We start from the raw sequence: 14,259 nt of genomic DNA, 5'->3' as shown, positions 1-14,259 counted from the left end.
GCACCGTACCGCAACTGGTCTACACCAGTCTGCAACACCCGCCAAACGTGGCCTGTTCCGGGAGGACGCCGATGAGCTCAAGCAGCGCAGCGATCCCACAGAAAAAGTGGTGGAACGGCCTCTTCCAGGGCCTGCAGAAGATGGGGCGCAGCCTTCAGCTCCCGATCGCCGTTCTTCCGGCGGCGGGAATTCTCAACCGGCTCGGCCAGCCGGACGTGTTCGGTGACGAGGGTCTCGGCTGGGACAATCTCGCCAAGGTGTTCGCGGCTGCCGGTGGTGCGCTGCTGGACTCGGGTCTGGGTCTGCCGCTGCTGTTCTGCGTGGGTGTCGCGATCGGCATGGCGAAGAAGTCGGACGGGTCGACGGCGCTGGCCGCGGTGACGGGCTTCCTCGTGTATTACGCGGTGCTGCACGCGTTCCCGGTGGACTGTGACGAGGGTTCGACGTTCGTGACGGGCGGTACCTGGTTCGGTACGTGTGTCACGGATGACGCGCAGGTGACGGCGGCCGAGTACCAGAACCCGGGGGTGTTCGGCGGGATCGTGATGGGTCTGATGTCGGCCTGGTTCTGGCAGCGGTACCACCGGGTGAAGCTGGTGGACTGGCTGGGCTTCTTCAACGGTCGCCGGCTGGTCCCGATCATCATGGCGTTCGTGGGTCTGCTCTTCGCGGCGCTGTGTGCGTGGCTGTGGCAGCCGATCGGTGACGGGCTGACGAGCTTCTCGAAGTGGCTGGTGGACCTGGACTGGGCGGGTTCGGGCGTCTTCGGTGTGGCCAACCGTGCGTTGCTGGTGATCGGTCTGCACCAGTTCCTGAACACGTTCGTCTGGTTCCAGTTCGGTGACTACACCAAACCGGACGGGACGGTCGTGCACGGTGACATCAACCGGTTCCTGGCGGGTGACCCGACGGCCGGTCAGTTCACGACGGGCTTCTTCCCGATCATGATGTTCGCGCTGCCCGCGGCGGCGCTGGCGATCTACCACTGCGCGAAGCCGCATCGCCGCAAGGCGGTGGGCGGCATGATGGCCTCGGTCGGTCTGACCTCGTTCGTGACGGGAATCACGGAGCCGATCGAGTACTCGTTCCTCTTCGTCGCACCTCTGCTGTACGCGATCCACGCGGTGCTCACGGGCGTGTCGATGGCGGTGACGTGGGCACTCGGGGTGAAGGACGGTTTCAGCTTCTCGGCGGGTCTGATCGACTACGCCATCAACTGGAGTCTCGCGACGAAACCGTGGCTGATCATCCCGATCGGCCTGGCGTTCGCCGCGCTGTATTACGCGATCTTCCGGTTCGCGATCACCAAGTTCAACCTCCAGACGCCGGGCCGTGAGCCCGACGAGGTGGAGGAGGAGATCGAGGAGAACCTCACGAAGTAGCAGTTCTTACCCCTGACCAGGGTTTATGCACTGGTCATCCAAGGCCCTCGGACCTCCGGTCCGGGGGCCTTCGGCATGTCACTGTGCGTACGTGGTGGCTACTGCGAAGTAGTCGGAAATTGCAGGTTCCTTATCTAACCCTCACCGTGCTACAACTGGTCTACACCACTCAGTGGTCCAGACCACGTGCCGCGCAGCGGCACGTTTCTCGAGTCGCCGCCCACCCCAGAACACCCTGTCCCTGGCGGCGCCTTGTCCAATGGAGGAAGTTGATGTCCACGGCTGGCACCGCTCCCGCGGTCACCAAGAAGAAGGGCGCCGGCGCGATGGCTGTCATGCAGCGCATCGGCCGCAGCCTCATGCTGCCGGTCGCGGTGCTGCCCGCAGCCGCCCTGCTCGTCCGCTTCGGACAGGGCGACATGCTCGGCAAGGAGTCCTTCCCGGACTTCATCAACAAGATCGCCGGTTACATGGCGGCGGGCGGCGGCGCGCTGCTCGACAACATGCCGCTGCTGTTCTGCGTCGGTATCGCGATCGGCTTCGCCAAGAAGTCGGACGGTTCGACCGCCCTCGCGGCCGTCACCGGTTACCTGGTCTTCCAGAAGGTGCTCGCCACCTTCACCGACAGCAACCTGCCCAAGGTCGCGGCGGTGGTCGACGGCAAGATCGTCATGAACGAGGCGCCGGTCAACGCCGGTGTGCTCGGCGGCGTCGTCATGGGCATAATCGTCGCCCTGCTGTACCAGAAGTTCTACCGGACCAAGCTGCCTGACTGGGCGGGCTTCTTCGGTGGCCGCCGTCTGGTCCCGATCCTCTCCGCCTTCGCGGGCCTGGTCGTCGGCATCATCTTCGGTCTGATCTGGCCGGTCCTCGGTGCCGGTCTGCACAACCTCAGTGAGTGGCTCGTCGGATCCGGTGCCGTCGGCGCGGGCATCTTCGGTGTCGCCAACCGTGCGCTGATCCCGATCGGCATGCACCACCTCCTGAACTCGTTCCCGTGGTTCCAGGCCGGTACGTACAACGACGGCGGCGTGGACTACCACGGCGACATCGCCCGCTTCCTGCACGGAGACCCGACCGCGGGCCAGTTCATGACCGGCTTCTTCCCGATCATGATGTTCGCCCTCCCGGCGGCCTGCCTCGCGATCACCCACTGCGCCCGCCCCGAGCGCCGCAAGGTCGTCGGCGGCATGATGTTCTCGCTCGCCGCCACCGCGTTCGTCACCGGTGTGACCGAGCCGATCGAGTTCACGTTCATGTTCATCGCCCCGGTGCTCTACGCGATCCACGCGGTGCTGACCGGTGTCTCGATGGCGCTCACCTGGGCCCTCGGCATGAAGGACGGCTTCGGCTTCTCCGCCGGTGCGGTCGACTACTTCCTGAACCTCGGTATCGCGGAGAAGCCCTGGCTGCTCGCGCTGGTCGGTCTCTGCTTCGCGGCGATCTACTACGTGGTCTTCCGCTTCGCGATCACCAAGTTCAACCTGCCGACGCCGGGCCGTGAGTCCGACGAGGAGCTCGCGGAGCTCCTCAAGGCCGAAGCCAAGTAGTCCGTACCACCACAGCTCGAAGCCCTCACCTTCCCGGCGGAAGGTGAGGGCTTCGTCGTGCGTGGGGCGCCTGCGCGCTAGATCTCGTAGACCGCGCCCGGGACCGCCAGTTCCGTCGGGCCGTCGAAGACCTCGCGGGCGTCGGCGAGGTTGCGGTCGGCGTCGGTCCACGGCGGGATGTGCGTGAGGACCAGGCGGCCCACCTCCGCGCGGGCGGCGAGCTCGCCCGCCTCGCGGCCGTTGAGGTGGAGGTCCGGGATGTCCTCCTTGCCGTGGACGAACGACGCCTCGCAGAGGAAGAGGTCGGCGCCCTCGGCCAGCTCGTCCAGGGCCTCGCAGGTGCCGGTGTCGCCGGAGTACGTGAGTGAGCTGCCACCGTGCTCGATGCGGATGCCGAAGGTGTCGACGGGGTGGCAGAGCTTCTCCGTACGGACCGAGAAGGGGCCGATCTCGAACGAGCCGGGCTTCAGGGTGTGGAAGTCGAAGACCTCGCTCATCGCGTGGTCGGACGGGGTGTCGGCGTGCGCGGTGGTGAGCCGCTGCTCCGTGCCGTCCGGGCCGTACACCGGGATGCGGGCCGGGCGTCCGCCGTCGTGCGGGTAGTACCGGACGACGAAGTACGCGCACATGTCGATGCAGTGATCGGCGTGGAGGTGGCTGAGGAAGATGGCGTCGAGGTCGTAGAGACCGATGTAGCGCTGCAGCTCGCCGAGGGCGCCGTTGCCCATGTCGAGGAGCAGCCTGAAGCCGTCGGCCTCTACGAGGTAGCTCGAGCATGCCGATCCCGCGGACGGGAACGAGCCGGAGCAGCCGACGACGGTGAGCTTCATGGAGCGTGAACCTCCGAGACGTGGGAACGGGGAGGGTCCGTGCGGTTCTTTGAGCGTTTGTTGAGCGTAAGGCGCGAAAGAGGTGGTCGCTCCTTCGGAGTGTGCCGTTGTGGGGGAACTCACCTGTGCTGTCACCGGTTCGATGGAAGCGGGGCGCCTCTGGGGTGCGCTTGGGGTGGGTGCGCCTGGGGTGCGCCCGCGGCGGGCCTGTTCCCCTGCCCGCCCCTTCCCGTAACCGGGGCTCCGCCCCGGACCCCGCTCCTCGAACGCCGGAGGGGCTGAGTTCATGCCGGAGGGGCTGGGTTCACGCCGGTGGGGGTGGGTTTCCCGCCGGCGGAAGCAAAATCAAGCCCCTCCGGCGATTGAGGAGCGGGGGTGCGGGGGCGGAGCCCCCGAAACGGCGGACGCCGGGGGCCCGGACCGTTGTGGTCCTGGCCCCCGGCGTCCGGGGCGGGCGGCAAAGCGTGGGCGGCTACGCCCAGAGCTGGCCCTGCAGCGTTTCGATCGCCGCTTCCGTCGTCGGCGCGGTGTAGACGCCCGTCGACAGGTACTTCCAGCCGCCGTCGGCGACGACGAAGACGATGTCGGCGCTCTCGCCGGCCTTGACCGCCTTGTTGCCGACGCCGATCGCCGCGTGGAGTGCGGCGCCGGTGGAGACGCCCGCGAAGATGCCCTCCTGCTGGAGGAGTTCGCGGGTGCGGGTGACGGCGTCGGCGGAGCCGACGGAGAAGCGGGTGGTGAGGACGGAGGCGTCGTAGAGCTCGGGGACGAAGCCCTCGTCGAGGTTGCGCAGGCCGTAGACGAGGTCGTCGTAGCGCGGTTCGGCGGCGACGATCTTGATGCCTTCGACGTGTTCGCGCAGGTAGCGGCCGACGCCCATGAGGGTGCCGGTGGTGCCGAGGCCCGCGACGAAGTGGGTGATCGAGGGGAGGTCGGCGAGGATCTCGGGGCCGGTGGTGGCGTAGTGGGCGCCCGCGTTGTCGGGGTTGCCGTACTGGTAGAGCATCACCCAGTCGGGGTGCTCGGCCGACAGCTCCTTGGCGACGCGTACGGCGGTGTTGGAGCCGCCCGCCGCCGGGGAGGAGATGATCTCGGCGCCCCACATGGCGAGCAGGTCGCGCCGCTCCTGGGAGGTGTTCTCCGGCATCACGCAGACGATGCGGTAGCCCTTGAGCTTGGCCGCCATGGCGAGGGAGATGCCGGTGTTGCCGCTGGTGGGTTCGAGAATGGTGCAGCCGGGGGTGAGCCGGCCGTCCTTCTCGGCCTGCTCGACCATGTGGAGCGCGGGGCGGTCCTTGATCGAGCCGGTGGGGTTGCGGTCCTCCAGTTTGGCCCAGATGCGAACGTCGTCCGCCGGTGACAGCCGCGGCAGGCGGACGAGCGGGGTGTTGCCCACTGCGGCGAGCGGGCTGTCATAGCGCATCAGTTCATGCCGCCGGCGACGGCCGGGAGGATGGTGATGTTGTCGCCGTCGCTGAGCTTGGTGGAGATGCCGTCGAGGAAGCGGACGTCCTCGTCGTTGAGGTAGACGTTCACGAAGCGGCGGAGCTGCTCGCCGTCGACGATGCGCTCACGGATGCCGGTGTGGCGGCTTTCCAGGTCCGTGAAGAGGTCGGCGAGGGTGTCCCCGTTGCCTTCGACGGCCTTGGCGCCGTCGGTGTAGGTGCGGAGGATGGTCGGGATGCGGACCTCGATGGCCATGGCGTGGGCTCCTGTCGAAGCGGAGTGGTGGCGGTGGGCGTGGGGCGCGCGGCTCTGCCCCCGCGCAGGGGGTGGTGCGTGAAGGGTGGCGTCCGGTGGGGCGGCGCCGGGCCTCGGCCCGGGTCAGGCCTCGCGGCCGGCGGTCCGGTGGTTCGTACAGATCGCGCTGGCGAGCCGGCACAGGTCGACGTGCAGGCGCGCCACGAGCAGCGTGCCCGGCGTCTTGTCGCTCACGTCATGGGGAACCATGGGCTCATCGTATCGATTCCCGGTCCGGGATCCGGAATGTGATCTCACCTGATGGATGGTTGGTGTTCGACAGGTGGACAGGGCCGGGTGGGCGGCCCTGTCCGGGCGCTGCGGGGCGGGGTCGGGGGCGTGGTCAGGGGGCGGTGTACGCCTCGACGACCTCGACGTCCTCCTCGGTGATCTCGCCGTCCACGATGCGGTACGAGCGGAACTGGAAGGGCCCTGCCTCGTCGGTGTCGGCGGTGGAGACGAGGACGTAGTGGGCGCCGGGTTCGTTGGCGTACGTGACGTCGGTGCGGGAGGGGTAGGCCTCGGTCGCGGTGTGCGAGTGGTAGACGATCACGGGTTCCTCGTCGCGGTCGTCCATGTCGCGGTAGAGCTTGAGGAGGTCGGCCGAGTCGAATTCGTAGAACGTGGGTGAGCGGGCCGCGTTGAGCATGGGGATGAAGCGTTCGGGGCGGCCGGTTCCGGCGGGCCCGGCGACCACGCCGCACGCCTCGTCGGGGTGGTCGGCGCGGGAGTGCGCGACGATCTGGTCGTACAGCGCCTGGGTGATGGTCAGCATGGCGCCCAGGATAGGACGACGGGCCCCCGCGTACCGAGGAGTGGTACGCGGGGGCCCGCATCGTGGACTCGACCTCTGCGAGGCCCGGGGTTCAGCGGCCGGCGAAGGCCTTGTTCCCGGGGTTGCGGGCCTTGAGGACCAGGTAGGAGACGCCGAGGATCAGGGCCCACAGCGGGGCGCAGTAGAGCGAGATCCTGGTGTCCTTGTCGATGCCCATCATGACGATGACGACGCCGATGAAGGCGAGGGCGAAGACGCTGGTGTACGGGGCTCCGGGGGCCCGGAAGGTGGACTGCGGGAGCTCTCCGCGGTCGGCGAGGCGGCGGTAGCGGAGCTGGCTGATCAGGATCATGATCCAGGCCCACATGCCGGAGATGGTGGCGAAGGAGACGACGTAGGTGAAGGCGTCACCGGGCCACTGGTAGTTGATCCAGACGCCGACGAGCATGAGGGCGGCGGAGAACGTGGTGCCGACCAGCGGGGTGCCGCTCCTGGTCAGCTTGGTGAAGAACTTCGGGCCCTGGCCGTTGAGCGCGAGGTCGCGCAGCATGCGGCCGGTGGAGTACATGCCGGAGTTGCAGGAGGAGAGTGCGGCGGTCAGGACGACGAAGTTGACGATGCCCGCGCCGACGCCGAGGCCCATCTTCTTGAAGGCTTCGACGAACGGGGAGACGTCCGGCGAGAACTCGGTCCAGGGCACGACCGAGAGGATCATGATGAGGGCGCCGACGTAGAAGACGGCGATGCGCCACGGCACGGTGTTGATGGCCTTGGGCAGGACGGTCTTGGGGTCCTTGGACTCGCCTGCGGTGACGCCGACGAGCTCGACGGCGAGGAAGGCGAACATCACGATCTGCAGGGTCATCAGGGTGCCCTTGATGCCGTGCGGGAAGAAGCCGCCGTCGGCCCACAGGTGGGTGACGGACGCGGTGTCGCCGGCGTCGGAGAAGCCGAGGGTGAGAATTCCGGCGCAGATGAGGATCATGCCGACGATGGCGGTGACCTTGACCATCGAGAACCAGAATTCGAGTTCACCGAACAGTTTCACGGAGATCAGGTTCACGCCGTACAGGATGATCGTGAAGATCAGCGCTGAGACCCATTGCGGAATGTCGAACCAGAACGTCATGTACTGGGCGGCCGCGGTGACTTCGGTGATTCCGGTGACGACCCAGAACAGCCAGTAGGTCCAGCCGGTGACAAAGCCTGCGAAGGGGCCGATGAATTCGCGGGCGTACTCCGAGAAGGAGCCGGAGACCGGGCGGTACATGAGGAGTTCGCCCAGGGCCCGCATGATGAAGAAGATCACCAGGCCTGCGATGGCATACGCCAGGATGAGGCTGGGGCCGGCCTTGGCGATGGCTTTGCCCGCGCCGAGGAAGAGGCCGGTGCCGATGGCTCCGCCGATCGCGATCATCTGGATCTGGCGGGCGCCGAGTGCTCTCTGGTAGCCCTCGGCGGATGTGGTGGCATCCACGCCTGTGGCGTGCGGGCCCTGTCCCTTGTCGTCGACCTGCGCCGATGTCATGTGCTGCGCCTTTCTCCACGCCGATCCGAGCCTTGCGGCTGCGGATCAGGTCCTGATCCCCCCGGATATGGATGGAGTGCCACCGGCGGTTGCCGGTTCATAGCGCCCTCGGGAAACAGGGGTGGCGTCCCCCGAGTGGTCGTGAAGATTTATCACGGGCCCCTCGGTGATCCACCGGACATTATGTGGCGCACGCCACAGGAAAAAGCGGACAACGGTGTCCTGCGGCTGCAAAAAAGACCGTTCAGGTGACGGGATCGTTATTCGGATTTGAGCGTCCGTTGAGCGAACACCCGGCAGTCGGCCTCTTACGGCATCAGCGTTTCGATGAGTGTTTCCTGGAGCCCGCCCAGCCAGAGGTAGGCCATGACCATGGGCTTGCGCGGGTCGCTGTCGGGCAGCCGGTAGAGGGAGCCGTCCTCGCCCCCGTCCTCGTCGGAGACCTCCAGGCGGGTGCCGATGGTGAGCCGGAGGTCGTTGAGGGAGCCCAGCCAGCTGCGGCATTCGTCGGCGGTGAGGGTGAGTACGGCGGCCCCGCCCGCCCGTCGCCCACCACCGCCCTTGCCGGAGTCGCTGCGCGACGCCCCTTCCGTCTGCGGCGTGAGCGCGTCGAGGGTGCGGACGACGACGAGGGCGTCGTCGCGCTTCCGGGTGCGCAGGTCGTTCTCGGTGAAGCGGCGGAACTCGGCGGACGCGGCGCGCAGTTCGGTGTCGTCGTCGCCGTAGGCCTCGGGGAAGAGGCGGGCGAGGGCGGGGTCGGACGGCGGTTCGCTGGGGCCCTCGGCGAAGAGGGCGGCGAGCGGGTCCTCCCCCTCGGCGGGTTCGTCGCCGGGGCCGATGAGTTCGAGCAGCTGGACGGCGAGGGAGCGCAGGATCGCGATCTCCACCTCGTCGAGCGCGACGGCCGCGCCGCCGCCGGGGGTGGCCTCGAAGTGGCCGGCCATGGGTTCTCTCCGATGGTGGTCGGGCGGGGCGGGGGCGGGACGTACTAGTTGCGGTCCTGGGTGAGGGTGGCCCACAGTCCGTAGCCGTGCATGGCCTGGACGTCGCGTTCCATCTCTTCGCGGCTGCCGCTGGAGACGACTGCGCGGCCCTTCTGGTGGACGTCGAGCATCAGCTTGTGTGCCTTGTCCTTGGAGTAGCCGAAGTAGGCCTGGAAGACATAGGTCACGTAGCTCATGAGGTTGACCGGGTCGTTGTGGACCAGCGTCACCCAGGGGACGTCGGGCTCGGGGACAACGAGGTTCTCCTCGGCCGATTCGGGACGTTCGATCTCTACGGGGGCGACGCTCACCTACCCCATGCTGCCACTCGGGAGGGCCCATCGCACAAACGGGGCCGGTGGTGCGGCGGGCCCGGGGCCTGCCGCGGGGTTGCCGCGACACCCCCATCTCGTCACTTTGACGAAATAGGGGTAGCATCCCCGGCATGAACTCAGCGGACCTTGGGCGACGGGTCGGTGTGCCGTCGACCGCACTCTTCACCGACCAGTACGAGCTCACGATGGTGCAGGCCGCACTGAAGGCCGGCACCGCCGACCGGCGCTCGGTCTTCGAGGCGTTCACCCGCCGGCTGCCCGAGGGGCGGCGCTACGGCGTCGTCGCGGGCATCGGGCGGGTCCTGGACGCGGTGGAGAACTTCCACTTCGACGACGAGATGCTCACCTTCCTGCGCGACCAGAACGTCGTCGACGGGCCGACGCTCGCCTATCTGGCCGACTACCGCTTCAGCGGCGACATCTGGGGCTACCCGGAGGGCGAGGTGTACTTCCCGGGGTCGCCGATCCTGCGGGTCGAGGGCTCCTTCGCCGAGTGCGTGCTGCTGGAGACGGTGATCCTGTCGATCCTCAACCACGACTCGGCGATCGCCGCGGCGGCCTCGCGGATGTCGGCGGCGGCGGGCGGGCGCAGGCTGATCGAGATGGGTGCCCGGCGCACGCACGAGCTGTCGGCGGTGGCCTCGGCCCGTGCCGCGTACATCGGCGGCTTCGACACCACGTCCGACCTGGCCGCGGGCTTCCGGTACAACATCCCGACGGTCGGCACGAGCGCCCACGCGTTCACTCTGCTGCACGACTCCGAGCGCGACGCGTTCCAGGCGCAGGTCGACTCGCTGGGGCGTGACACGACGCTGCTGGTCGACACGTACGACGTCACCGCGGCGGTCCGTACGGCGGTCGAGGTGGCCGGGACGGAGCTCGGTGCGGTACGCATCGACTCGGGCGACCTGCTGCTGGTCGCGCACCGGGTGCGCCAGCAGCTGGACGAGCTGGGCGCGACGGGAACGAAGATCGTGGTGACGTCGGACCTGGACGAGTACGCCATCGCGTCGCTGGCCGCGGCGCCGGTGGACGCGTACGGGGTGGGCACGCAGCTGGTGACCGGCAGCGGGCACCCCACCTGCTCGATGGTCTACAAGCTGGTCGCCCGCGCCGCCTCGGCGGATCCGGCGGACGAGCTGCGGCCGGTGGCGAAGAAGTCGCTGGGCGCGAAGTCCTCGAAGGGCGGTCGCAAGTGGGCGGCCCGCCGGCTGGACGAGGACGGGGTGGCCGAGGCCGAGGTGATCGGCACCGGTCCGGTGCCGCCGGAGCTGGCGGGCCGGCAGCTGCTGGTGGAGCTGGTCAGGGGCGGCGAGGTCGTCGCGCGCGAGCCGCTGGAGGCGGCTCGGGAGCGGCATGTCGCGGCGCGGGCGGGGTTGCCGATGTCCGCGATGCAGTTGTCCCGGGGCGAGCCGGTGCTGCCTACGGAGTACGTGTGAGGGGGCGGCGGGGTTCGGTGCGGGGCGCCCGGTGATCGCTTTGTCCTCAATCGCCGGACGGGCTTGATTTTGCCCGGACGGGCTTGATTTGCACGGGCGCCCCCCTCCCTAACCCAAGTCCGATTCCCTAGGCTCGATGCCACCCCCGTAACCGCCGCTCCCCCTCTCCCCCACCGAAGGACACCCGCCATGCACCGCGCCTTGATCGTCGTGGACGTCCAGAACGACTTCTGTGAGGGCGGGAGCCTCGCGGTGGCCGGGGGCGCCGATGTCGCCGCCGCCATCACCGACCTGATCGGTGCGGGCCAGCCGGGCTACCGGCATGTGGTGGCCACCCGTGACCACCACATCGACCCGGGTGACCACTTCTCGCAGTCGCCGGACTTCGAGCACTCCTGGCCCAGGCACTGTGTCGCCGGCACGGAAGGGGTGGGCTTCCACCCCAATTTCGCCCCCGCGGTCGCCTCCGGGGCGATCGACACCGTCTTCGACAAGGGTGCGTACGCCGCCGCGTACAGCGGCTTCGAGGGGCAGGACGAGAACGGGGCGGGTCTTGCCGAGTGGCTGCGTGACCGCGGGGTCACCGAGGTCGATGTGGTCGGTATCGCGACCGACCACTGCGTGCGGGCCACCGCGCTGGACGCCGTCCGTGAGGGCTTCGCCACGCACGTACTGCTGGATCTGACCGCGGGCGTCGCCGAGGCGACGACGGACCGGGCGCTGGCCGAGCTGCGGGACGCCGGCGTGGTGCTGTCCGGCAAGCCGGTGGTCTGAGCGGCGGCCCGTCCCGGGAGTCAGCTCTGCCGGGCGGGCAGGGCGGGCCTCAGCAGGGCTCGTATCGGGTGCCAGAGCTCCTGGGCCCGCTCGGGTCTCGCGCGCCACAGAAGGCCGTCCGGGTGGTGCAGGACGGCGGTGATCTCGTCCGGGGTGGGCGGCTCCGCGTTGCCGCGGAGGTAGACGGCGCGCAGGCCCAGATTGCGCAGCCGGGTCAGTGCGCGGGCCCGGTTGGCCGCGTGCACCAGGACGCGTACCGGGGTGTCCGGCCCCACGCCTCCTGCCGGGCTCGGCAGGGTGATCGCGACGACCACACTGCCGTTCGGCAATTTGCTGAATCCTCCGCCTGCCATGCTCCGCGCTCCCCCGTGAGACGTTGTGTCAATAAGAAACCGAACAAGAGGCACCTAAACACGATCGGCCGCCGCCCGCTAGAGGGCGACGGCCGATCATGCTCTGACCTGCGGTGTTACCGAATTACTTGTGCGAGGGACCGACGTGGACGGTCACCGTGGAGCCGCTGAAGGGCTCGTTGATGATCGAGATCCGGGTGTTGGTGTCAGTTACCTGCACGCTGCCGGTCTTGTTCTCCTCGTACCAGTAGGTGCCCTTGTGGTCGTCGAAGACCGGAACGCCGAACTGCGGCTTGATCTTCGTGGCCACGTCACCGTTGTGGAGCGTGAAGCCGTCGGTGGGGTACCAGCTGAACGGGGCGTCGAACGGCTGGATCTTGTTGCGGATGACCGTGCCGTCAGCCCACTTCAGCGGCTTGGCGTGCGCGTCGATCGGCAGGATCAGGCCGTGACCCGGGTGGGTCGAGACGTTGTTGTCCTTCTGCGAGCTGTCCCACAGCCAGATGAGCAGGCCGTTCTGGTACGGGTAGTGCTCGACCCAGTCCGGACGGGACTTGGAGAAGCCGAAGTTGTACGGGCCGACCTTGAGGGTCTGGTCGTACGAGACGTACTGGCGGTTCTCCGCGATGTAGCGCTGCGGGTAGTCCTTGGTGAAGGACGAGCCCACCCGCGAGAAGCCCTTGGCGGTCCAGCCGTTGTCGTCGCCCTCGGCGTTGTCCGAGAAGAGCGCGGCACCGTCCGCGTTGACCGCGATGGTGTCGGCCGCGAAGCCGACGCCGCCGGCGCCGCCGTCGGTGGCGTAGCGGAAGCGGATGTCGATCTTCTTGCCGGCGTAGGCGTCCAGCGAGTACGAGAGCTTCTGGTACTTGCCGGAGACGTCGGTGAGGGCCGGCTTGTCGCTGGCGTCGCGCGGGATGGCCTTGCCGTCGGCGGTGCCGTCGATCGCGGTCCAGCTCGTGCCGCCGTTGTCCGACACCTCGGTGTAGAGGTAGTCGTAGTCCGCCTCGATGTCCCACCAGCCGGCGAGGTCCAGGGATGCCTTGGACTTGCCGGTCAGGTCGACCGGACGCGACAGCGTGTTGCTGAGGTTGTCGCCCATGTCGCTCCACCACTGCTTGGCGCCCTCGGCGGGCGTCGTGACATCGGTGGTGACGGCCTTGTCGGGCAGCTCGACGACGAGTGCCTGCTTGTTCTTGGTGTTGTACTCGGACACACCCAGCTTGTGGGTGGACCTCGTCGCGGCCTTGGCCACGTCGTAGTCCAGCCAGCCCAGCTGGAACTTGTCCCAGGCGGTCATGTCGCCGGGCAGGTCACCGATGCTGTTCTTACCGGTGCCGAGCCAGGAACCGGCCGACATCAGCGACCAGAAGCCGACCGAGTTCTCGGCGGTGTTGGTCGTGTCGTACAGGTCCGGCAGACCGAGGTCGTGGCCGTACTCGTGGGCGAAGACGCCCAGGCCGCCGTTCTCGGGCTGTGCGGTGTAGTCGCCGACCCAGATGCCGGTGTCACCGATCTGGGTGCCGCCGGCCTTGTTGTCGGCCGGGCCGGTCGCACCGGCGTTGGTGCCGTAGGCGTACCAGCGGTGCGCCCAGATGGCGTTGGTGCCCTCGACGCCGCCGCCCGCGGACTCGTCCTCGCCGGCGTGCACGATCTGGAAGTGATCGATGTAGCCGTCGGGCTCGTTGAAGTTGCCGTCGTTGTCGAAGTCGTAGCGGTCCCACTGGTCGTACTGGGCGAGATCGGTCTTGATCTGCTCCTGCGTACGGCCCTTGGCCTTCTGGTCGGCGGCCCAGGCGTTCACGCCGTCCTTGATCATGTCCCAGGCGTTGGCGCAGTTGGTCGAACCGCAGTAGTTCGAGCCGTAGCGGGCCTCGTTGTACGGGACCTTGACCCAGTCGGAGACCTCGCCGTCGACCGAGTAGCGCCCGGAGGACGTCTTCTCGTAGTACGTCTTGAGCGAGTTCTTCCCGGCACCCTCACCGAAGTACAGGTCCTGGAAGTGGGCCTGGTTGTAGTCGGCCTGCCAGGCGGTGCTGTTGTCCTTCTTGGGGTCCGGCTGGGCTATCTCGTTGTGCGCCGGTCCCGCGGTGCCGCCGTACTTCGGAACGGCGGGCTTGGGGCCGTCGCCGTCCGGGTCGAACATGGTCGTGTTGTCGACCTGGTCGCCGAACTCCACCAGAACGGTGAAGATCTTGTCGGTCTTCTCCCGGCCGAGCTCGACGTACTTCTTGTCGTCGAGCTTGACGACCTTGGAGCCGCCGCGCGTCGACACCTTCTTGTCGCCGGATATGACCTGTTCCAGAGCGGCCTGACGCTGGGCGTCCTGCTGCTCGCTGAACGGGCCCTCCAGGTCGTGCGCGTTGCCCTTGGCCGACCCCGGGTCCCGGCGGTCTATGGCGGTGGCGGCGGTGCCTGACGCCTTGTCATCTGCCTGAGCGGTGGCGAAGGCGGATGCGGTGGCGGCGGTCGCGGCCATGGCCACGACAACCGCCCCGGTGCGAAGCGCCCGTCTTTTAATGATCACGTGATGCAGTCCTCCCCGGCGCCCGCGGCTGCGGCCTGGAGGTGTG

14 protein-coding genes are annotated in these 14,259 nt (G+C 68.1%); 4 read left to right on the top strand and 10 right to left on the bottom strand.

The features are described from left to right. Positions 1 to 71 precede the first annotated feature (71 nt). Together OG912_RS22340 and OG912_RS22335 are read left to right on the top strand one after the other, a co-directional pair. On the top strand, positions 72 to 1,382 hold the full coding sequence (locus tag OG912_RS22340) for a PTS transporter subunit EIIC (RefSeq protein WP_327710952.1): 1,311 nt from the start codon (positions 72 to 74) through the stop codon (positions 1,380 to 1,382). 272 nt (positions 1,383 to 1,654) lie between these two features. After that, a complete protein-coding gene (locus tag OG912_RS22335) occupies positions 1,655 to 2,932 on the top strand; it encodes a PTS transporter subunit EIIC (RefSeq protein ID WP_327710951.1) in 1,278 nt (425 codons plus the stop codon). Between the two features lie 77 nt (positions 2,933 to 3,009). On the opposite strand, the gene OG912_RS22330 is transcribed toward OG912_RS22335, so the two are convergent. The 8 genes from OG912_RS22330 to clpS all read right to left on the bottom strand — a co-directional run bounded on the left by OG912_RS22330 (position 3,010) and on the right by clpS (position 9,099). Then, positions 3,010 to 3,762 (bottom strand): MBL fold metallo-hydrolase, encoded by a 753-nt coding sequence (locus tag OG912_RS22330; protein WP_327710950.1) that lies wholly within the window; start codon positions 3,760 to 3,762, stop codon positions 3,010 to 3,012. 472 nt (positions 3,763 to 4,234) lie between these two features. Further along, a complete protein-coding gene (locus OG912_RS22325) occupies positions 4,235 to 5,185 on the bottom strand; it encodes a PLP-dependent cysteine synthase family protein (protein ID WP_327710949.1) in 951 nt (316 codons plus the stop codon). Continuing rightward, positions 5,185 to 5,463: a MoaD/ThiS family protein gene (locus OG912_RS22320; RefSeq protein WP_326736416.1), complete on the bottom strand. Its 279-nt coding sequence runs from the start codon at positions 5,461 to 5,463 to the stop codon at positions 5,185 to 5,187. The genes OG912_RS22325 and OG912_RS22320 overlap by 1 nt, the downstream gene beginning before the upstream one ends. Before the next feature lie 123 nt (positions 5,464 to 5,586). Further along, positions 5,587 to 5,712, bottom strand: coding sequence for a putative leader peptide (locus tag OG912_RS22315; RefSeq protein ID WP_261991849.1), 126 nt, complete (start codon positions 5,710 to 5,712; stop codon positions 5,587 to 5,589). A gap of 133 nt (positions 5,713 to 5,845) precedes the next feature. Then, a complete protein-coding gene (locus tag OG912_RS22310) occupies positions 5,846 to 6,277 on the bottom strand; it encodes a M67 family metallopeptidase (protein WP_327710948.1) in 432 nt (143 codons plus the stop codon). A 91-nt stretch (positions 6,278 to 6,368) separates the two neighbouring features. Beyond that, entirely contained in the window at positions 6,369 to 7,805 is a 1,437-nt protein-coding gene (locus OG912_RS22305) for an amino acid permease (RefSeq protein ID WP_327710947.1), read from the bottom strand. A gap of 308 nt (positions 7,806 to 8,113) precedes the next feature. Then, positions 8,114 to 8,749 carry a DUF2017 domain-containing protein gene (locus OG912_RS22300; protein ID WP_327710946.1) on the bottom strand — a complete coding sequence of 212 codons (636 nt, stop codon included), beginning with the start codon at positions 8,747 to 8,749 and terminating at the stop codon, positions 8,114 to 8,116. Positions 8,750 to 8,793: 44 nt separating this feature from the next. Next, entirely contained in the window at positions 8,794 to 9,099 is a 306-nt protein-coding gene (gene clpS / locus OG912_RS22295) for an ATP-dependent Clp protease adapter ClpS (protein ID WP_018555894.1), read from the bottom strand. A gap of 134 nt (positions 9,100 to 9,233) precedes the next feature. On the opposite strand from clpS, the gene OG912_RS22290 reads away from it, so the two are divergent. Then, entirely contained in the window at positions 9,234 to 10,562 is a 1,329-nt protein-coding gene (locus OG912_RS22290; RefSeq protein WP_327710945.1) for a nicotinate phosphoribosyltransferase, read from the top strand. A gap of 189 nt (positions 10,563 to 10,751) precedes the next feature. Beyond that, positions 10,752 to 11,336 (top strand): isochorismatase family protein, encoded by a 585-nt coding sequence (locus OG912_RS22285; RefSeq protein ID WP_326736421.1) that lies wholly within the window; start codon positions 10,752 to 10,754, stop codon positions 11,334 to 11,336. 20 nt (positions 11,337 to 11,356) lie between these two features. Here OG912_RS22285 and OG912_RS22280 read toward each other — a convergent pair whose 3' ends face one another. Both OG912_RS22280 and OG912_RS22275 read right to left on the bottom strand, forming a co-directional pair. Then, on the bottom strand, positions 11,357 to 11,689 hold the full coding sequence (locus tag OG912_RS22280) for a hypothetical protein (protein WP_326736422.1): 333 nt from the start codon (positions 11,687 to 11,689) through the stop codon (positions 11,357 to 11,359). A gap of 124 nt (positions 11,690 to 11,813) precedes the next feature. Continuing rightward, on the bottom strand, positions 11,814 to 14,213 hold the full coding sequence (locus OG912_RS22275) for an immune inhibitor A domain-containing protein (protein ID WP_327710944.1): 2,400 nt from the start codon (positions 14,211 to 14,213) through the stop codon (positions 11,814 to 11,816). Positions 14,214 to 14,259: the final 46 nt, after the last annotated feature.

The organism is Streptomyces sp. NBC_00464, from assembly GCF_036013915.1.
Lineage (GTDB): Bacteria > Actinomycetota > Actinomycetes > Streptomycetales > Streptomycetaceae > Streptomyces.
This window is presented reverse-complemented; position numbering and strand designations above follow the sequence as displayed.